Genomic DNA, 18879 nt, shown 5'->3' with positions numbered 1-18879 from the left:
ACAAACCGGACACATTTTCAGATTCAGGAACCCGCAATGACTCAGTCGCAACGTTTGAAATACTCGATTCTGATCTCCCTGATCGTACTGGGGATCATGTTTGGCCTTTCCTGGTTGCAGAACACGGGCGTCATCAGCGAAAAACTGTTCCAGTACATCGCCATTGGCGTGGCGGTGATCGTGGTCGTCGTCAATGGCGTGATGCGCCGCAAGGTCAAGCCCTGATCAGTTGCTCAGGTCACGCAGTATCGCTGCAGCCTGGGGATGCAGGCTGTAGCTTTTGTCCGGGTTGAGGACAATCACGCCTTCGCTGCACAAGCGCTTGAGCACTTCACGCACGCTGAGAAAGGACAGGGGAATATCCAGGTCCAGCAATTGGCTGTGCACGCCGCGCACCCCGAGGCTGCGGTCGCTTTCGGCGGCCGTCAGCAAGGCATCGATGACTTTCAGGCGAATCAGACTGGTGCGCAGGCCATAGCTCTTGAGCAGGATTCTGATCCGCTCGTTGCCGTGGCGATCGCTACGCGGCTCGAATACGCCGACTCCCATGGAAGTACCCTTTGGCGCGTTGCTACCGTCCGTTGGCAGTTGCGAGTTGTACATTGCAAAACTCCTTTTCAGAGCCTGATCAGGAAAAAGTTGGGCGCTCTTACAAGACTAGACGTATGAGCAGACCAAATCATGAAGGCTCGAATGTAGAAATTTTGTCGCCGTCATGTGATGAGCCTGTCAGTTCGCACTTCAACGTGCGCTAAACGCTAAATTGTGGTTCTTCACGCAATCCCGGAAAACTGTAGGCGCCGGCTTGCCGGCGATGGACTCACGTGCGCCGCGTTTATCTGGTTCATGCGCGTTTTCGTTAACGACCATCGCCAGCAAGCCGGCTCCTACAAGGAACCGCGTCAATCCCGGGAATCACCGATGACGCCATGCTTGTAGGAGCCGGCTTGCTGGCGATGGACTCGGGTGCGCCGCGTTTATCCTGGTTACACGCGTTATCGTTGACGTCCATCGCGAGCAGGCTCGCTCCCACAAGGGACCGGGCAATACCTGTAGGAGCCGGCTTGCTGGCGATGGACTCGGGTGCGCCGCGTTTATCCTGGTTACACGCGTTATCGTTGACGACCATCGCCAGCAAGCCGGCTCCTACAACCGGTGAAAGCCGCTAAATTTTTGCTGTGAGCTTCGTCCCTACAGGGAGGCACCGCGCGCGTGGGTACGCGCAACGGTGGCCATGGTTTTTTCGATCAGGAGCGAGCGTGATTATTTCCAGCCAGTTAACCAGGTTGAGCCTGGCGGGTTTGACTCTGGGGTTGAGCCTTGCGGCGAGCGCCAGCACTGCGCCTGCGCAGACATCCGCCGACATCCGCCGAACCAGTTTCGGCGTACCGCACATCCGCGCCGACAACGAGCGCGGGCTGGGCTACGGCATCGGCTATGCCTACGCCCAGGACAACCTGTGCCTGCTGGCCAACGAGATCACCACCGTCAACGGCGAACGTTCACGGTATTTCGGGCCGGACCAGTTCACTGTCGAAGAGCGGGAGAACCTGGTCAGCGATCTGTTCTTCACCTGGCTCAACACCCCGCAAGCCGTCGCCGGTTTCTGGCAGGCCCAGACCCCGCAAGTGCGTGAGCTGATCGAGGGTTATGTGGCGGGGTTCAACCGCTCCTTGAGCGAACGACGTGCCCAGGGTCTGCCGCAGCAGTGCCAGGGTGAGTGGGTGCGAGACATCACGGCGATGGACCTGGTCAAGCTGACCCGGCGCCTGCTGGTCGAAGGCGGTGTCGGCCAGTTCGCCGAAGCCCTGGCCGGTGCCACGCCGCCCAAGGCCGAGACCCAGGCGTCGAACGCCCCGGCAGCGTTCCAGGTGGCCGCCACGCGCATGCAGCGCTTTGCCCTGGATCGCGGCAGTAACGCGGTCGCCATCGGCAGCGAGCGTTCCTTTAACGGCCGCGGCATGTTGCTGGCCAACCCGCACTTCCCGTGGGTGGGCGGCATGCGTTTTTATCAGATGCACCTGACCATTCCCGGCAAGCTGGACGTGATGGGCGCGGCGTTGCCCGGCCTGCCACTGATCAACATCGGTTTCAATCAACACCTGGCCTGGACCCATACCGTGGATTCGTCCAGGCACTTCACGCTGTATCGCCTGCAACTCGATCCCAAGGACTCGACCCGTTACCTGCTCGATGGCGAGTCCCTGCCGATGGACAAGCAGACCGTGACCGTCAACGTCAGGCAAGCGGACGGGCAGGTCCAGGCAGTTTCCCATGTGGTCTACAGCTCGAAGTTCGGTCCGGTGGTGCAATGGCCCGGAAAGCTCGATTGGGATCATCAGTACGCCTTCAGCCTGCGCGACGCCAATCTGGACAACGACCGCGTCCTGCAGCAGTGGTACGCGATGAACCGCGCCGAAAACCTCAAGGACTTCCAGGCTTCGGTCCACAGGATCCAGGGCATTCCGTGGGTCAACACGCTGGCGGCGGACGATCAGGGGCAGACGCTGTACATGAACCTCTCGGTGGTGCCCAACGTCAGCGCCGACAAGCTGGCGCAATGCAGCGATCCGCGGATCGGCCTGCAGATGATCATTCTTGACGGTTCCAACAGCGCCTGCGCCTGGGACATCGACCCGCAGGCGCCACAATCCGGCATTTATGCATCGGACAAGTTGCCGCAACTGCTGCGCAAGGATTTCGTCCAGCACTCCAACGATTCGGCATGGATGGCCAACCCGGCGCAACCGCTGACCGGCTATTCACCGCTGATCAGCCAGGATGGCCAGCCACTGGGCCTGCGCTCGCGCTTTGCGCTGGACCGTTTGAACACGTTGAGCGAGGCCGGCAAGGTCGCGGTCGCGGATTTGCAGCGCATGGTCATGGACGATCAGGTGTATCAGGCGGCTCAAGTGATGCCGGACCTGCTGCAGTTCTGCGCAGCGGATCTGGGTGCCGATGCAAAAAGCCTCGGGTCACTGTGTGCCAGCCTCAAGGCCTGGGACCGCAAGGCCAACCTCAACAGCGGCCTGGGTTTTGTGCACTTCCAGAATGTCATGGAGGCGTTGGAGCCGGTGCCGGACGTATGGCGCGTCGCCTTCGATCCGCAGGACCCGCAACATACCCCGAGCGGGCTGGCAATCGACCGCCCGGACGTGGCGAAGGCACTGCGGGCGGCGATGCTGGCTTCGGCCGGGCAGGTCGAGGCGTCAGGTCTCAAGCCGGACACTCGCTGGGGCGATATCCAGGTGGTCAGCAGCGGCGGGCGACAAACGCCGATCCATGGCGGACCGGGTACGCTCGGTGTCTACAACGCCATCCAGAGCGTGCCGCGCAGCGATGGCAAACGCGAAGTGGTCAGTGGCACGAGTTACCTGCAAGTGGTGACCTTTGACGAAAACGGACCGCAGGCCAAGGGGTTGCTGGCGTTCTCGTTGTCGAGTGACCCGGCGTCGAAGTTTTCCCGGGATCAGACCCAGGCCTTCTCGCAGAAGCAATGGAGCGTGCTGCCCTTCACCGAGCAACAGATCACGTCCGATCCGCAGTACCAGGTGCAGACGATCCGACAGCAGGAGGCCAAGGTCGCCGCGCAGTAAGACAGTGGTGTTTCAGATGAACGCTGAAGGCCGCACCCCGCAAGGGTGGCGGCCTTTTCAGCTTTTCGGGGTCTTCTGCGGAATCGCGTTGACCACCAGATTGCCGTTGTCATTGCGCGTCAGGTAGACCGGCAGCACGCGTGGCAGGGACTTCACCAGGCTGTTGATCTCCTTGATGTTGTAGATGCCGCCGATATGGATCGAGCCGGTGCTGTTGTCCGCGACCACCAGCGGTTTGTCCAGGTAGCGATTGATCAATGGCAGGGCATCGCTCAGCGCCAGATCGTCGAGCACCAGCTTGCCCTGGCGCCAGGCCAGCGAACTGTCATCTTCATAGGTCTGGCTGATGCGGGGAATGAAGTCGCCCTGGCGATAACTGGCCTGCATCGCCGGGTCAAGACGCAAGCCGTCGCCGGGCAGGTCGGTGTTGCTGCTGACCAGCACCGAGCCCTCGATCAGGTTGACCTTGACCTGGTCTTCGTACATCCACACGTTGAATTGGGTCCCGGTCACGCGAATCCGGCCTTCGGCGGCCTTGACCACAAACGGGTGACGGGTGTCATGGCTGACGCTGAAGTAGGCTTCGCCTTTTTTCAGCGTGACTTGCCGCTGATCCTTGTAGTTGCTGTAGGTCAGTTCACTGCCCAGGTTGAGTTCCACCTGGCTGCCATCTTTCAGGGTGACCGTGCGGACATTGTCGGTCGCTTCGAAATGCTGGTACGCGTTCGGTACCCAGCCCAGGTGCCAGCCGCCATAACCGGCCAACGGCAGCGCCATGGCACAGATCGCCGCGGCAATCGCCAGGCGGCGCCACGGGGCATGGGTTTGGGGTTGGGGGCGAACCAGCGGTACGACGGGGTCGGGGCGGGGCAGGTCGCCGGCGACATCCCAGATCTCCAGCATCGCTTCGTACTCGAAGGCATGGAGTGGATGCGCATTGCGCCATTGCTCGAACGCCTGACGCTCTTGCTCGGTGCAGTCATTGGCGTGCAGACGCATGCACCAATGCGCAGCGGCATCGGTGATGACGTCGTATTCGGCTTCCGAGAGCGTGTGTTCGGTCATTGGCTCATCCTGATTTCGTGCATTCTAACCTTGGGGGGCAGTCTGCGAGAACATCAGTCATGGCATTTAACCATCAATGTGTAACTTTTTTTCAACGCCTTGCCACGGGATAGCCTGTTGTCGGCTGGCATTATCCATAGGCAGGCGTGAAAAAAAGATCAAAATAATCATCCCAACGCGCAGGTCCGGGGATCTGCGCGTTGTGATGCCAGGATCAGGTTGCGGAGGCCGATGCGGCCGGCACCGGGTCCAGCTGCCGGCCCATTTCGCAGATCAGGAACGCGAGCGAATCAGCATTGTTTAAAATGACATCGGTTCTGAAGTTTGCGTTGTCCGCGTCCAGGAACGCTTCCCGCGCCTTCTCCATGGTCTTGCTGCCCGTTAACTTCAAAATGGTCTTGCCGACGTGATAGGACTCCACAATGGAATCCAGGCTGATCCACGACTGCAGGCCACTGTGCCAACGCGCGAACAGTTCCTCCTTCGGCGTGTCCAGCGACAAGGCTTTGCGCTGGAAATCCAGTTGAGACTGTTTCATGGCGATTCCAAAGGCGGTGTTCGGCGCGACCAGATCGCTGAACGGCCGCCTGGCTTCAAGGTAGGCGATGTCCACGGCCTTGGAAAACAAATGGGCGAATTCGTGGATCAGCGTGGCGGCCTGGCTGTGGCCGTCGACGTTGAAGGGTTCAGTCAGACAGGATTTGTACCAGTCGAGCTGTTGATCGAAGAACCGTTCGGTGAAATGCACGTTGCGCTGTTGATCCTTTTCCAGGACGAACGCGATGAGGTTTTCCTGCGGGTCCCGGCATGTACCGACGATTATGCGATGGGAGTTCATCCAGTCTTCGTCCGGGTCCACCAGCGCGTTGCAGATGGGAACAATGGCCTGTTTGATTTTGTCGATCAGCCCTTTGTCGACCGTGGCAACACCAAAGAAGCTTTTGAGGAAGGTATCCAGGCGTGTACCCGGAAGGAGTTTTCGCAATTGCACCATGTTGTGCAAACTGTTGAACGCGTAATAACGGGCCATGTCGATGGCCTGCACGATCATTCGGGCTTTTTCGGGACATCTGACGCGAATCTCGTCCATCCCGCGGGCTTCGATGTTCAGCACCTCCCTGGCGACATGGGCATGGGCGAGCTGGTTGTGCATTTTCGACATGGCCTTGCCGTAGTGGACCGTGTGGATGTCCGGGTCGATCACCAGTTGCTTGTCTGGCGTGGCCAGCAATACCGGGCCTGGTTCCTTGCCTTTGACCATTCGCCAGGCTACCCCGGTCTTTTCCACGCCGTAGACCTTGCCGGCGATGGGGGCGTAGGTTTTTTTGCTCGCCGCATCGAGGTAGGTACCGTCAGCCCTGTTTTTCGTCAGGTCCTTGAGTTCGACCGTGGTTTCGAACGGTTGCAGTCGCGTGCGCAGCGGCGCCGTCGAATCGACCTCGGACCACTTTGGCGCGACGATCGGGGTGGCAACCGGCGGGGCAATGGCTTCGTGGGTGACATGGGCTGTTTCAGTCCACCCCTCCAGTGACAGCCTGCCCAGCGTGATGAGTTGCACCGCACCGGCGATAAAGTCTTCAAGCGCCACTTTCCAGTGATGGTCCTGCAGCGCTTCAGCCGAGTTGAGCGCGTCCTGGTAGGCGTTCCAGAGAAACTGCAAATACGCGAGTTTGCCCGGCAACAGACCCAGGACGCGCTGGATACCGGCGCTGAACAGATGTTTGACCGCCTCCCAGTCTGCCTGTCCGACTGCCTGCAACTGGCTGCCGAGCATGTGCGACAGCAGTTTTGTGTTGTCGTGGAACAGGTGGGTGAGCAAGTTGCCGCCAATGGGGTTGGACGCCAGGGTGATTTCGCTCAATTGCCCTGCGGTCGAATCGAGCAGGTTGCGAAACACCGACTGCTCGCTGTCCGGCAGGCGGCGGATCAGCATTTCCTGCAAGAGCCCGGGCGTATTCAGCGCCGAGACAACGCTGGCCTCGGTGTCGAACTCGATGAAAGGAGTACTGCCTGGTAGGTAAGGGGCATAGAGGACGTGCGGCCCGGCCTTTGCGTTGCCCGGGCTGACCAGGTACAGGCCCAGTGCCTTGACAGCGGCGGCGCCGGTGGTCTTGATCAGCTCCAGTGGCCGGGCAATCGCGTGCGCGCCTGGCACGGCGGCCCGCGCAATGGCGTCCGGCATGTCCAGGACCTGTCGAAGCAAATCGAACGCGCCCCTGGAAAGCCTTTGCAGCAGTTTCATCTCGTTGGCGTGTTGCAGCAGTTGCCAGGGCAGTTGTTTGACGAAGCGTTGCATCCGGCTTTCAGCGTCGGCAGTGGCCCCGGACAAGGCCTGCGTGACCTGTGTTGTGTAGCCTTGCGCAATGTTCAATGAGTGCAGCAGTTGGCGGACCGCGGCCTGGTCCAGCCCCTCGGGCAGCGTCCCGGTAGTCGTCGAGGACACCAGGAAGGCGGAGCCTTGCACGAGGCTGAGAGGGGTCAGGGCAAACTCGGTAAGGCTGCGGGCAGGGCCGATCAGGCTCAGGTCAGGGGTGATCTGAATATCGTCGGGGTCGAGCTTGATGGCGGGGAAGCGTTCACCGAGCAGTGTCGTTAAACGACCGTGCAGATACGTCCCGAGGGGCGTGATCCCGTGCAGGTAGTCTTTCTCCTCCTCGACGCTGTTGCGGTATTGCTCCAGCAATTCAACGTGCAGGCGCTGGTCTTCGAGCGGTGCCATGCCGAGCCAGGCGGGTAGTGACTGTTGCCGGGTGATCGCGCGGGCAATCGAGATGGCTCTTTGCAGGTTGCTGTTGATCCCGGCGCTGGCCAACGCTTTCAGTGCTTTTTTCTGCTTCGTGTCGTCCAGTTTGAAGCTGCGCACGTGTTCGCAGCGCGCCAGAAAATGATCGATGGATGATCGCGCGACCTGCTCCAGTACCGGCCCTTCAATCAGTCGTAGCGCGCCCAGTGAATAGCGTTGGTGGAAGACGCGCTGGCTCGGGGTGAGGTTTTCCAGGAGCCCAAGGCGTTGTTGTGGGTCGAGCAGGCGCCGGTTCAGTTCCTGCCTGGCACGGCTGATGTTGTCGAAGACTTCCAGCCCCCGGGCGGGCGTCCACAGGATTGTCCGGCCGGAATGCGAGGCGTCGAGTCCGCCACGCTCGGTCAGAAGCAGGCAGTGGGCTAGCGGCAGCAAATTCGCTTGACCCGTGCATTCCAGCGTCACGGAGTAGGCATCGGGGCGGAAACCCTTCAGGGAAAGACGGTTGCGCCGTTCGCCCAGATCCGGGTTGAACACCGTGTCCACAATGGCGCGGTCGGCCTCCGTCAATGTCGCGCCGAGCCCGCGCAGGCTGGCTTCGCCACGGATGCCGACGGACAGTGAATGGGCCAGGGAAGGCAGCATGTTTTCCAGGTAGACCCGCTGCAACGCCAGAGACGCGAGCGGCTGTGCGGCAAAGTCTGTGTCGATCAGCGTCTGGATGTCGCTGAAGCTCTTGGCGAACGTTGCCGCCGCATCGGCCCGTACCATGGAGGGATGCTGGTCGCCGGACAAGACCGGCCGCGTGCTCCAGCGTCCGTCGGTTTCCAGGCCCAGTAGCCGCTCGCTGATCATCGAGCGGATATCCAGCGCCTTGTCGAACAGGGCATGGATGTCCACGGCACCGTCACTGTGGCGGAACACTTGCAGGGTGTATTCGATGTTCTGCAATTGCTTGGTGACGATGGCGTCGAAGAGCTTGCCGAAGATAGCGCCGGAAATCACTTCGCCGGTCACGTTCGGCCGCTTGAAACCGCTGAAACGCTGGCGTTCGTCCAGGTTGAGCAGGCCATAGAGTTCGTCCTCGTGACCTGCCGCGCTGAATTTGCTCAGCAAGGTATCGCGCAAGTCCTGATAATTCTTGAGCACTTGCAAGCCTTGGGTGGGCGTGTACAGGAACGCACTGCTGGCGCTGACCATCAGCGAGCCGGCCAGCTCTGCGTAGTTGGCCTGGTATTCCCACAGGCGTACGGTTTCGATCGACATTGACGGGTTGGTGTGGCTGTTCGTCGTGATCAACGCATGCAGGTCAAGGCTTTGCTGTGGGGTGATGATCCCGGCTTCGCGCTTGAGCAGCAGTTGCACCCGCGCCTGGTCGGCGATGGCCCGGCCGAAAAATGCGCGACGCGACACGCCATCGGCACTCGCCGCGTCCCAATAATGCTCGAGTTGTCCAGCCAGCAGGCTGAGCAGTTTACGCGAGACGGTCGTGACCGCCGTGTCCCAGAGCGCCTGGTCAGCCATTACCGGGGACATTTTCGGATGGGCAAACTCATGGGACTGCCCCGACGGCCAACGCTGATGGCGGTAGTGAAGAAGCACGGCATCACTCAGCGACAGGGAGTTGACCCAGCGTCGCACCGAACGGCCTGCGTCATCGCCGTCCTCAGTCGCAGCCTGGTAGAAATTCACCCGGGTCCGGCTCTGATCCACGCCGGGAAAGGACGCGGACAGTTGTTCAGCCAACAATGCATCGAGCAGCGCGGTAAGGGACGGCAGCGCCTTGAGTTCATCCAGCAGGGCCTGATCGTTGAGCATCTGATGGCGCGAGAGAGTGGTGCGCTGATCTTCGAACACGTCGCCTTCAATGGTGTGAAAGTCCAGCTCGATTTCGCTGGCGTCCACCACGGCCTTGCGTTGTGAAAGCGCCATGAAGGCGAGCAGTTCGTCGTCCTCGTCCGCAGCTTTGAGTAGCGTCTGCACCTTTGTGGCCAGGGCGTCGCGGTTGTCGAATTTCTGTATTCCGCCGTACGGGGTGTAGAGAATCACGCCGTTGTCATCGGGCGTCGCGGTCAGCAAAAAGCTGCCGGCCAGTGCCAAAGGTTCCAGTCCCGGAATTTTCAGCAGGATTGTTTTTGCCAGCATGGGGGGCGTCTGCTCATCGCGCAGGGCCTGGCTGGCCAGTTCGGTATGGCGCAACCACTCGAAGTCCTTTTGCGTCAGCCCGTGGGCCTTGCCAAGTTCATTCCAGAGGCCGGGCAATGTCAGTGCCTCGGGGAAAAACAGCGCAGTTACTGATGTAGACATCGTCGAGTCTCGTTCAAGGTGCCATTCAAGGGCACCTGTGGGTTGAGCATCGACACTAGAGGCTGCCGGGTTGAAGCAGGTGGTAGATAAATAACGCACAGGGTACGGGCATAGGTGACACGCATAAGAATCATTGAGCCCGAGCCAACAGTTGACAGGTCGCTCGCCGCGCGTTGTTAATCGGCGGGTCTTTGTACGCTGTTGTTCCCTCCAATAATCATTCTGGAGCTTCAGATGTCTGCGCCACACGATCACGCGTCTATTGCGGTCCCTTCACACCTGTCGCTCGAAGCGTTGAGCGCATTGCTTGAAAAGATTTTTCTGCGCCATGGCACCTCGGCCGAGGTTGCCAGGGTGCTGGCGCAAAACTGCGCCGGCGCCGAGCGCGACGGTGCGCACAGTCACGGGGTATTCCGCATCCCGGGTTATGTTTCGACCCTGCAAAGCGGCTGGGTCAATGGCCAGGCCGTTCCAGTGGTCGAAGATGTGGCCTCCGGATTTGTGCGGGTCGACGCCAACAACGGTTTTGCCCAACCGGCCCTGGCGGCGGCGCGCGAGCTGCTGGTGCAGAAGGCCCGAAGTGCCGGCATCGCGGTGCTGGCGATCCGTAACTCGCACCATTTCGCGGCCTTGTGGCCGGATGTCGAGCCCTTCGCGGATGAGGGCCTCGTGGCATTGAGCGTGGTCAACAGCATGACCTGCGTGGTGCCCCACGGCGCCGACCGGCCGCTGTTCGGCACCAACCCGATTGCCTTCGCGGCGCCGCGGGCCGATGGCGGGCCGATCGTCTTCGATCTGGCCACCAGTGCCATTGCCCATGGTGATGTGCAAATCGCCGCCCGCGAGGGCGAACGCTTGCCGGCGGGCATGGGCGTGGACAGCCTCGGGCAGCCGACCACGGACCCGAAGGCGATTCTTGAGGGCGGCGCGTTGCTGCCGTTTGGCGGGCACAAGGGGTCGGCGTTGTCGATGATGGTCGAGTTGCTCGCGGCGGCACTGACCGGCGGCAATTTTTCCTTCGAGTTCGACTGGAAGAACCATCCGGGCGCCAAGACGCCCTGGACGGGCCAATTGCTGATCGTGATCGATCCGGACAAAGCGGCGGGACAGAGTTTTGCCGAGCGCAGTCAGGAGCTGGTGCGACAAATGCACGGAGTCGGCTTGAAGCGTTTGCCGGGGGGATCGGCGTCATCATCAACGCGCCAAATCCCGGGTCAATGGCATTGAACTGGATGCCCGGACGCTGGCGAACCTGCGGGAGCTGGCGGGGGAGTGATTCTGGGTAATGGCAAATAATGTCTAATTAACGCAACCTCTGTGGGAGCGGGCTTGCCCGCGAAGGCGTCGTGTCAGCCGGCATCAACCTTGCTGACACACCGCTTTCGCGGGCAAGCCCGCTCCCACAGGGTTCAGTGTTTGCCAGTGTTTACCGCCGCGCCAGCAACAACCCCACCACCAGGCCAAACCCGGCGGAAATCGCCACGGTCTGCCACGGATGCCCGCCGATGTAGGTTTCGGTGGCTTCGACCGCGGGCAGGGTGCGGTTGCGAACGCTGGTCACCGAATCCCTGGCCTGCTGGAGTTTCAGGGCGACTTGCCCGCGCAGGGTCTCCGCTTCTTCCCCGACCAGTGAAGCGCTGCTTTTCAGCAGCTTTTCCGACTCCTCGATCAACGACTGAAGTTCGCTGAACGCTAGATCCTTGATTTGATCTTCGGCTGCTTGCGCGGCGCTTTTGCGGGCCATTGAAGTACTCCTTGCAGGTAAGTGGACAGTGAACAATGGAGTCTGCGGTCGTCGGAAAAGTTGCAGCTATTTTGCCCGGCCAGGTCATCTTGCTGAAAAACCGGCGCAGGACATTTCGCCCTACAGTGTAAGATGTCGCCAATTTTACGCAGCAGGAAATTCCCATGAGCTTCAATCTGGCCGACAAACCCCTCGCCGAGCGCGCAGCACTTGAAGACGAGAAATCCCGTCTGTTCGAACTCTGGCAAAACAACCTGGGCAAAGCCAAGGGCGAGGCCGCACGGTTGTTCGGCGAACGGGCCAAGCGCAAAGGCAAGTGGGCGGAATGGGTGCGCGCCGAGCTGGACGGCATGTCGCCCCCGGAATTCGCCAACATGGTGCGCAGTGAAGTCAATCGCCTGATGGCGGCCAGCAAGTAACCTCGGCTGTCAGGCGAAACTCGCCACAATCGCCTCGCGCACTTTCAACACCACCGGGTCGAGTTGGGTGCTGGTACGCCAGCCCAGTTCGATCGGGTAGCGCGGCAAGTCCAAGGGGCAGGGCAGCAGCGCCAGCCCGCTGAGCATTGCAATGCTTTGTGCGGCGTGGGCCGGAATGGTCGCCACCGCCTGGCTGCCCTTGAGCAAGTGCGGCAACGCGGCAAAGTGCGTGGTCGAGGCGCATACCCGCCGACTCAGGCCCAGCGCCGCCAATCCTTCATCGGTAATCCCGATAAAACCGCCGGACGACACCAGGATGTGCTCGCGGGCGACGAACGCCTCGAGACTGATGCTCTGCTGGCCCTCGGCCAGGCTCGCCGGGTCCACCAGGCACAGATAACCACCTTCCCCCAGCACCTGACGGCTGAGCAGCCGTTCGGCGAATCCGCCCGCGCTGATCGCCAGGTCAATGCTGCGTTCCAGCAACGCCTGGGCGACGATCTGGCTGTGGGTCTGGCGGAAGATCAGGCGCAACTTCGGCGCGCTGCGGGCGATTTCCTCGATCAGCCTGCGGCCGTAGGCAATTTCGAAATCATCCGACATTCCCACGGCGACCGAGCGTCCTTCGTACGCCTGCGCGGCCGGATCGACCATCGCCAGGCTCTGCCGGCATTTGTTCAGGGCATCGCTGACCACCGGCTTGAGCTGGTTGGCCTTGAGCGAGGGGGCCAGGCCACGCCCGGTGCGCACGAACAACTGATCGCCATACACCTGGCGCAGTCGACGCAAGGCCGCGCTGACGGCCGATTGCGTGACCCCAAGGCGCAAGGCGGCGCGGCTGGCGCTGGACTCTTCGTGCAGGGCCTCGAAGACTTTGAGCAGGTTGAGGTCGATGTCGGTGATATTCATATGGCTCATATCATTCAGCAGTGAGTGGGGCTTTATTGATGATCACGTGGCGCTAGAGAATGAGCAACACCTGATGCGAACGGAGTTCTCGAGATGCCCAAGTCAATCGTTGCCGCCCTGCAAATCGGCGCCTTGCCCGGTGGCAAGGCGCAAACCCTGGAACAGATCCTGTCCTATGAAAACGCGATCATCGAAGCCGGCGCCGCGTTGGTGGTGATGCCCGAAGCGCTGCTCGGCGGGTATCCAAAAGGCGAGGGCTTTGGCACGCAGCTGGGCTATCGCCTGCCGGAAGGCCGCGAAGCCTTTGCCCGCTACTTTGCCAATGCCATCGACGTACCCGGCGCGGAAACCGAGGCGCTGGCGGCGTTGTCAGCACGCACCGGGGCCAATCTGGTGATCGGCGTGATCGAGCGTGCCGGCAGCACCTTGCACTGCACTGCGCTGTACTTCGATCCGCAGGCCGGGCTGGTGGCCAAGCACCGCAAACTGATGCCTACCGGCACCGAACGGCTGATCTGGGGCAAGGGCGATGGCTCGACCTTGCCGGTGATCGACAGCCAGGTCGGGCGCGTTGGCGCGGTGGTGTGCTGGGAAAACATGATGCCGCTGCTGCGCACGGCGATGTACGCCAAAGGCGTGGAGGTGTGGTGCGCGCCGACCGTGGACGAGCGGGAAATGTGGCAAGTCAGCATGCGCCACATCGCCCATGAGGGACGTTGCTTCGTGGTCAGCGCCTGTCAGGTCCAGGCCTCGCCCCAGGCCCAGGGGCTGGATATCGCCAACTGGCCGGCGGATCGGCCGCTGATCGCCGGCGGCAGCGTGATCGTCGGGCCCATGGGCGACATCCTTGCCGGCCCCTTGCGTGACAGCGTCGGCCTGCTCACCGCGCAAATCGACACCGACGACCTGGTGCGCGCCCACTACGACTTTGACGTGGTCGGTCACTACGCGCGCCCGGACGTGTTCGAGCTGAGCGTCGACGAGCGCACCAAACCCGGGGTGCGCTTCATCGCTTGAGACCCTGCGGGCTTTGGCCAAAGCAGTCAGGCAACTTGATAACTTTGACCATTGCCCGCCACCCCGCGCAGAGCGAGTATTTCCCTGTTGATTACGGTTCCCCCAACCTAATAAGAAACACAGAGGGATTCTGGCAATGCGCGATTACTTGTCTGCTACTTCTCAATTCAACTATCAGCACAGCGTCGACGCCGCACTTGAAGGCAATCTGTCGGCCCTCAACGCCTGTGTCGAATGCTGTGACCGGCATGCCTTGCCGGGGCGCATCGCGCTGTTCTGGGAAGGACGCGACGGCACCAGTGCGACGTACACCTTCACGGAATTGCAGGACAAGGCCGCGCGTTTCGCCAATTACCTGCAGGCCTTGGGCGTGAAGAAGGGCGACAAGGTCGCCGGCCTGTTGCCACGCAATATCGAACTGCTGATCACCGTGTTCGCCACCTGGCGCATCGGCGCGGTGTATCAACCGCTGTTTACCGCATTCGGCCCCAAAGCCATCGAGCACCGCCTGAGCTGCTCAGGCGCCAAAGTGGTGGTCACCGATGCGCTGAACCGGCCGAAACTCGCCGAAGTCGCCGATTGCCCGACCACGGTGACCGTCACCGGCCCTAAAGGGCAGGGGCTGGTACAGGGCGATTTCAGCTTCTGGGCCGAACTGGCCAATTATTCCGCCGACTGTGAACCGGTGCTGTTGACCGGGGAAGATCCCTTCCTGCTGATGTTCACCTCGGGCACCACCGGCCCGTCGAAAGCCCTGTCGGTGCCGCTCAAGGCCATCGTGGCATTCCAGAGCTACACCCGCGATGCGGTGGACCTGCGCCCGGAAGACGCGTTCTGGAACGTTGCCGATCCGGGTTGGGCCTACGGCATTTACTTCGGTGTCACCGGGCCGATGGCCATGGGGCATCCGATCACCTTCTACGATGGCCCGTTCACCCTCGAAAGCACCTGCCGGGTGATCAACAAGTACGGGATTACCAACCTCACCGGTTCGCCGACGGCCTACCGTCTGCTGATTGCCGGCGGCGATGAATTCGCCAGGTCGATCAAGGGCAAGCTGCGCATCGTCAGCAGCGCCGGCGAGCCGCTGAACCCGGAAGTGATCCGCTGGTTCGCCGACAACCTCGACGTGGTCATCCACGACCATTACGGCCAGACCGAACTGGGCATGGTGCTGTGCAACCACCACGGCCTTGAGCACCCGATTCACATGGGCGCCGCCGGTTTCGCCTCGCCGGGCCACCGCATCGTGGTGCTGGATGACGAATACAAGGAACTGGGTGTCGGCCAGCCGGGCATCCTGGCCATTGACCGCAGCCAATCGCCGATGTGCTGGTTCGCCGGCTACGAAGGCGGGCCGACCAAGGCTTTTGTCGGCAACTATTACCTCAGTGGCGACACGGTGGAGTGGAACCCGGACGGCAGCATCAGCTTCGTTGGGCGCAGCGACGACGTGATCACCACCTCCGGCTACCGGGTCGGTCCGTTCGACGTGGAAAGTGCGCTGATCGAACACCCGGCGGTGGTCGAGGCCGCCGTGGTCGGCAAACCAGATCCGGAGCGCACCGAACTGGTCAAGGCCTTCGTCGTGCTCAGCCCGCAGTACCGCGCGGCACCGGAGTTGGCCGAAGAACTGCGCCAGCACGTGCGCAAGCGCCTGGCGGCGCACTCGTACCCCCGTGAAATCGAATTTGTCAGCGAGTTGCCGAAAACCCCAAGCGGCAAATTGCAGCGCTTTATCTTGCGCAACCAGGAAATCGCCAAGGCTCAAGAGGCCGCGGCGAAGAACGTTCCAGCTTGAATCCAGGGAAACAATGATGCAGATCGAGAACAAGATTTTTATCGTCACCGGTGGCGCTTCCGGCCTCGGGGCCACCACCGCCGAGGTGTTGGTCGCCGCTGGCGCGAAAGTGATGCTGGTGGACATGAACGCCGAAGCCGTTGCAGCCCAGGCCCAGCGCCTGGGCGCGCACAGCGTGGTGGCGGACATCAGTGACGAAGCCGCGGCCGAAGCCGCCGTGCAGGCGACGGTCAAGGCCTTTGGCGGCCTCAACGGCCTGGTCAATTGCGCCGGCATCGTGCGTGGCGAGAAGATTCTCGGCAAGAACGGTCCGCACGCGCTGGCCAGTTTCAGCCAGGTGATCAACGTCAACCTGATCGGCAGCTTCAACATGCTGCGCCTTGCGGCAGCGGCGATTGCCGAAACCGAAGCGGACGCCGATGGCGAGCGCGGCGTGATCATCAACACCGCGTCTGCGGCGGCTTACGACGGTCAGATCGGCCAGGCGGCCTACGCGGCGTCCAAAGGCGCGATCGTCAGCCTGACCTTGCCCGCTGCCCGTGAACTGGCGCGCTTCGGCATCCGCGTGATGACCATCGCCCCGGGCATTTTCGAAACGCCGATGATGGCCGGCATGACCCAGGAAGTCCGTGATTCGCTGGCTGCCGGTGTGCCGTTCCCGCCGCGCCTTGGCAAACCCGCCGAGTACGCCGGGCTGGTCAGGCATATCATTGAAAACAGCATGCTCAATGGCGAGGTGATCCGTCTCGACGGTGCCTTGCGCATGGCCGCCAAATAAGGAGGATTTGTCATGACAATGTCCAACGATCCGATTGTAATCGTCAGCGCCGTCCGCACCCCGATGGGCGGTTTCCAGGGCGATCTGAAAAGCCTGACCGCGCCGCAACTCGGCGCTGCCGCCATCAAGGCCGCCGTCGAACGTGCCGGTGTTGCCAGTGATGCGGTCGATGAAGTGCTGTTCGGCTGCGTGCTGCCGGCAGGCCTCGGCCAGGCGCCTGCACGCCAGGCGGCGCTGGGTGCCGGGCTGGATAAATCGACCCGCTGCACCACCCTGAACAAAATGTGCGGTTCCGGCATGGAAGCGGCGATCCTGGCCCATGACATGCTGGTGGCCGGCAGTGCCGACGTGGTGGTCGCCGGTGGCATGGAAAGCATGTCCAACGCACCTTACCTGCTGGACCGCGCCCGTGCCGGCTACCGCATGGGCCATGGCCGGGTGCAGGACTCGATGTTCCTCGACGGCCTCGAAGACGCCTACGACAAGGGTCGCCTGATGGGCACCTTCGCCGAAGATTGCGCCGAAACCAACAGCTTCAGCCGTGAAGCCCAGGACGCGTTCGCCATCGCCTCGACCACCCGCGCCCAGCAGGCGATCAAGGACGGCAGCTTCAAGGACGAAATCGTCTCGCTCACCGTGACGGTCGGCAAAGAACAAGTCGTGATCAGCAATGACGAGCAACCGCCGAAAGCCAAGCTGGACAAGATCGCTGCACTCAAGCCGGCGTTCCGCGAAGGCGGAACGGTGACCGCGGCCAACTCCAGTTCGATTTCCGACGGTGCCGCCGCGCTGGTGCTGATGCGCCAGTCGCAGGCACAGAAACAAGGCCTGAAGCCGCTGGCGGTGATTCACGGTCATGCAGCGTTCGCCGACACCCCGGGCCTGTTCCCGGTGGCACCGATTGGCGCCATCAAGAAGCTGATGAAGAAAACCGGTTGGTCGCTCAATGAGGTCGATCTGGTGGAAGTCAACGAAGCCTTCGCCGTGGTCGGCATGGCGGCGATGACCCATCTGGAAATTCCCCACGAGAAACTCAACGTGCACGGCGGTGCTTGCGCACTGGGCCACCCGATCGGCGCGTCCGGAGCACGGATTCTCGTGACCCTGCTGTCGGCCCTGCGCCAGAAAGGCCTGAAACGCGGCGTAGCGGCGATTTGCATCGGCGGCGGTGAAGCAACGGCCATGGCCGTGGAGTGCCTTTACTGAAGTTGACTTCAATCATTGTGGGAGCGGGCTTGCCCGCGATGGCGGACCGTCAGTCAACAAAGATGTTGGATGTGATGGCCTCATCGCGGGCAAGCCCGCTCCCACAGGTCCGGTGTTTCAGCCAGTTTTTTGTACGAAAGGCTTTTTTTAAGGATTCACCATGATCCCCAATGACGACCAACAACAGATCCGCGACATGGCCCGGCAGTTTGCCGAGGAACGGCTGAAACCGTTCGCCGCCGAATGGGATCGCGAACACCGCTTCCCCAAGGAAGCCATCGGCGAGATGGCCGGGCTGGGCTTTTTCGGCATGCTGGTGCCGGAGCAGTGGGGCGGTTGCGATACCGGTTACCTGGCCTACGCCATGGCCCTGGAAGAAATCGCCGCCGGCGATGGCGCCTGCTCGACCATCATGAGCGTGCACAACTCCGTGGGGTGTGTGCCGATCCTCAAGTACGGCAACGACGATCAGAAGGAGCGCTTCCTCAAGCCACTGGCCAGTGGCGCGATGCTCGGCGCCTTTGCCCTCACCGAACCCCAGGCCGGTTCCGACGCCAGCGGCCTGAAAACCCGTGCTCGCCTTGAAGGCGATCACTACGTGCTCAACGGCTGCAAGCAGTTCATCACATCCGGCCAGAATGCCGGTGTGGTGATCGTGTTTGCGGTGACCGATCCGAACGCCGGCAAACGCGGGATCAGCGCCTTTATCGTGCCGACCGATTCGCCGGGCTACACCGTCGCAAGGGTCGAAGACAAGCTCGGCCAGCATGCGTCCGACACCTGCCAGATTCTCTTCGAAGACGTGAAGGTGCCGCTGGCCAACCGTCTGGGCGAGGAGGGCGAAGGCTACAGGATTGCCCTGGCCAACCTCGAAGGCGGCCGCGTCGGCATCGCTTCGCAATCGGTGGGCATGGCCCGCGCCGCATTCGAAGCGGCTCGCGACTACGCCCGCGAACGCGAGAGCTTCGGCAAGCCGATCATCGAGCACCAGGCCGTGGCGTTCCGCCTCGCGGACATGGCGACCCAGATCGCCGTGGCGCGGCAAATGGTGCACTACGCCGCTGCCCTGCGTGACAGTGGCCAGCCGGCCCTGGTCGAAGCATCGATGGCCAAACTGTTCGCCTCGGAAATGGCCGAAAAGGTATGCTCCTCGGCGCTGCAAACCCTCGGCGGCTACGGTTACCTCAACGACTTCCCGCTGGAGCGGATCTACCGCGACGTGCGCGTCTGCCAGATCTACGAAGGCACCAGCGATATTCAGCGCATGGTCATTTCGCGCAATCTTTGAAAGAAGGAA

At 61.8% G+C, this 18879-nt stretch carries 13 protein-coding genes and 1 pseudogene; 9 read left to right on the top strand and 5 right to left on the bottom strand.

The window, feature by feature from the left end; translation table 11 throughout:
- Positions 1–36: 36 nt before the first annotated feature.
- A complete protein-coding gene (locus AB4O16_RS02740; RefSeq protein ID WP_160385460.1) occupies positions 37–225 on the top strand; it encodes a hypothetical protein in 189 nt (62 codons plus the stop codon).
- Here the strand turns inward: AB4O16_RS02740 and AB4O16_RS02735 are convergent, their stop codons facing one another.
- Entirely contained in the window at positions 226–603 is a 378-nt protein-coding gene (locus tag AB4O16_RS02735; protein ID WP_160385461.1) for a fe2+ zn2+ uptake regulation protein, read from the bottom strand. It abuts the gene before it with no gap.
- A 656-nt stretch (positions 604–1259) separates the two neighbouring features.
- Here AB4O16_RS02735 and pvdQ point away from each other — a divergent pair.
- Positions 1260–3596: a bifunctional acylase PvdQ gene (gene pvdQ / locus AB4O16_RS02730; protein WP_460156929.1), complete on the top strand. Its 2337-nt coding sequence runs from the start codon at positions 1260–1262 to the stop codon at positions 3594–3596.
- A 57-nt stretch (positions 3597–3653) separates the two neighbouring features.
- Here pvdQ and AB4O16_RS02725 read toward each other — a convergent pair whose 3' ends face one another.
- Positions 3654–4661 carry a FecR family protein gene (locus AB4O16_RS02725; RefSeq protein ID WP_460156928.1) on the bottom strand — a complete coding sequence of 336 codons (1008 nt, stop codon included), beginning with the start codon at positions 4659–4661 and terminating at the stop codon, positions 3654–3656.
- 214 nt (positions 4662–4875) lie between these two features.
- Positions 4876–9708 (bottom strand): dermonecrotic toxin domain-containing protein, encoded by a 4833-nt coding sequence (locus tag AB4O16_RS02720; protein WP_460156927.1) that lies wholly within the window; start codon positions 9706–9708, stop codon positions 4876–4878.
- A 234-nt stretch (positions 9709–9942) separates the two neighbouring features.
- Between AB4O16_RS02720 and AB4O16_RS02715 the strand changes: the two are divergent.
- Positions 9943–10984 (top strand): annotated as a pseudogene (locus AB4O16_RS02715) (Ldh family oxidoreductase).
- A gap of 150 nt (positions 10985–11134) precedes the next feature.
- Here AB4O16_RS02715 and AB4O16_RS02710 read toward each other — a convergent pair.
- Positions 11135–11452: an ElaB/YgaM/YqjD family protein gene (locus AB4O16_RS02710; RefSeq protein WP_160385466.1), complete on the bottom strand. Its 318-nt coding sequence runs from the start codon at positions 11450–11452 to the stop codon at positions 11135–11137.
- 164 nt (positions 11453–11616) lie between these two features.
- Here AB4O16_RS02710 and AB4O16_RS02705 point away from each other — a divergent pair, with 164 nt between their 5' ends.
- Positions 11617–11871, top strand: a complete 255-nt coding sequence (locus AB4O16_RS02705) for a hypothetical protein (protein WP_160385467.1) — start codon at positions 11617–11619, stop codon at positions 11869–11871.
- 9 nt (positions 11872–11880) lie between these two features.
- Here the strand turns inward: AB4O16_RS02705 and AB4O16_RS02700 are convergent, their stop codons facing one another.
- Positions 11881–12789: a LysR family transcriptional regulator gene (locus tag AB4O16_RS02700; RefSeq protein WP_460156926.1), complete on the bottom strand. Its 909-nt coding sequence runs from the start codon at positions 12787–12789 to the stop codon at positions 11881–11883.
- Between the two features lie 84 nt (positions 12790–12873).
- Here AB4O16_RS02700 and AB4O16_RS02695 point away from each other — a divergent pair, with 84 nt between their 5' ends.
- From AB4O16_RS02695 to AB4O16_RS02675, 5 genes are all read left to right on the top strand, one after another.
- The gene (locus tag AB4O16_RS02695) at positions 12874–13797 is read left to right on the top strand and encodes a carbon-nitrogen hydrolase family protein (protein ID WP_460156925.1); all 924 of its coding nucleotides are present in this window, start codon (positions 12874–12876) and stop codon (positions 13795–13797) included.
- Positions 13798–13933: 136 nt separating this feature from the next.
- On the top strand, positions 13934–15598 hold the full coding sequence (locus AB4O16_RS02690; RefSeq protein ID WP_460156924.1) for an AMP-binding protein: 1665 nt from the start codon (positions 13934–13936) through the stop codon (positions 15596–15598).
- A gap of 16 nt (positions 15599–15614) precedes the next feature.
- The gene (locus tag AB4O16_RS02685) at positions 15615–16376 is read left to right on the top strand and encodes an SDR family NAD(P)-dependent oxidoreductase (RefSeq protein ID WP_160385471.1); all 762 of its coding nucleotides are present in this window, start codon (positions 15615–15617) and stop codon (positions 16374–16376) included.
- 12 nt (positions 16377–16388) lie between these two features.
- Entirely contained in the window at positions 16389–17582 is a 1194-nt protein-coding gene (locus AB4O16_RS02680; RefSeq protein ID WP_460156923.1) for an acetyl-CoA C-acyltransferase, read from the top strand.
- A 160-nt stretch (positions 17583–17742) separates the two neighbouring features.
- Complete coding sequence (locus tag AB4O16_RS02675; RefSeq protein ID WP_460156922.1) at positions 17743–18870, top strand: acyl-CoA dehydrogenase; 1128 nt, start codon at positions 17743–17745, stop codon at positions 18868–18870.
- Positions 18871–18879 lie beyond the last annotated feature (9 nt).

It is taken from the genome of Pseudomonas sp. S2_H10 (assembly GCF_054668285.1).
This window is presented reverse-complemented; position numbering and strand designations above follow the sequence as displayed.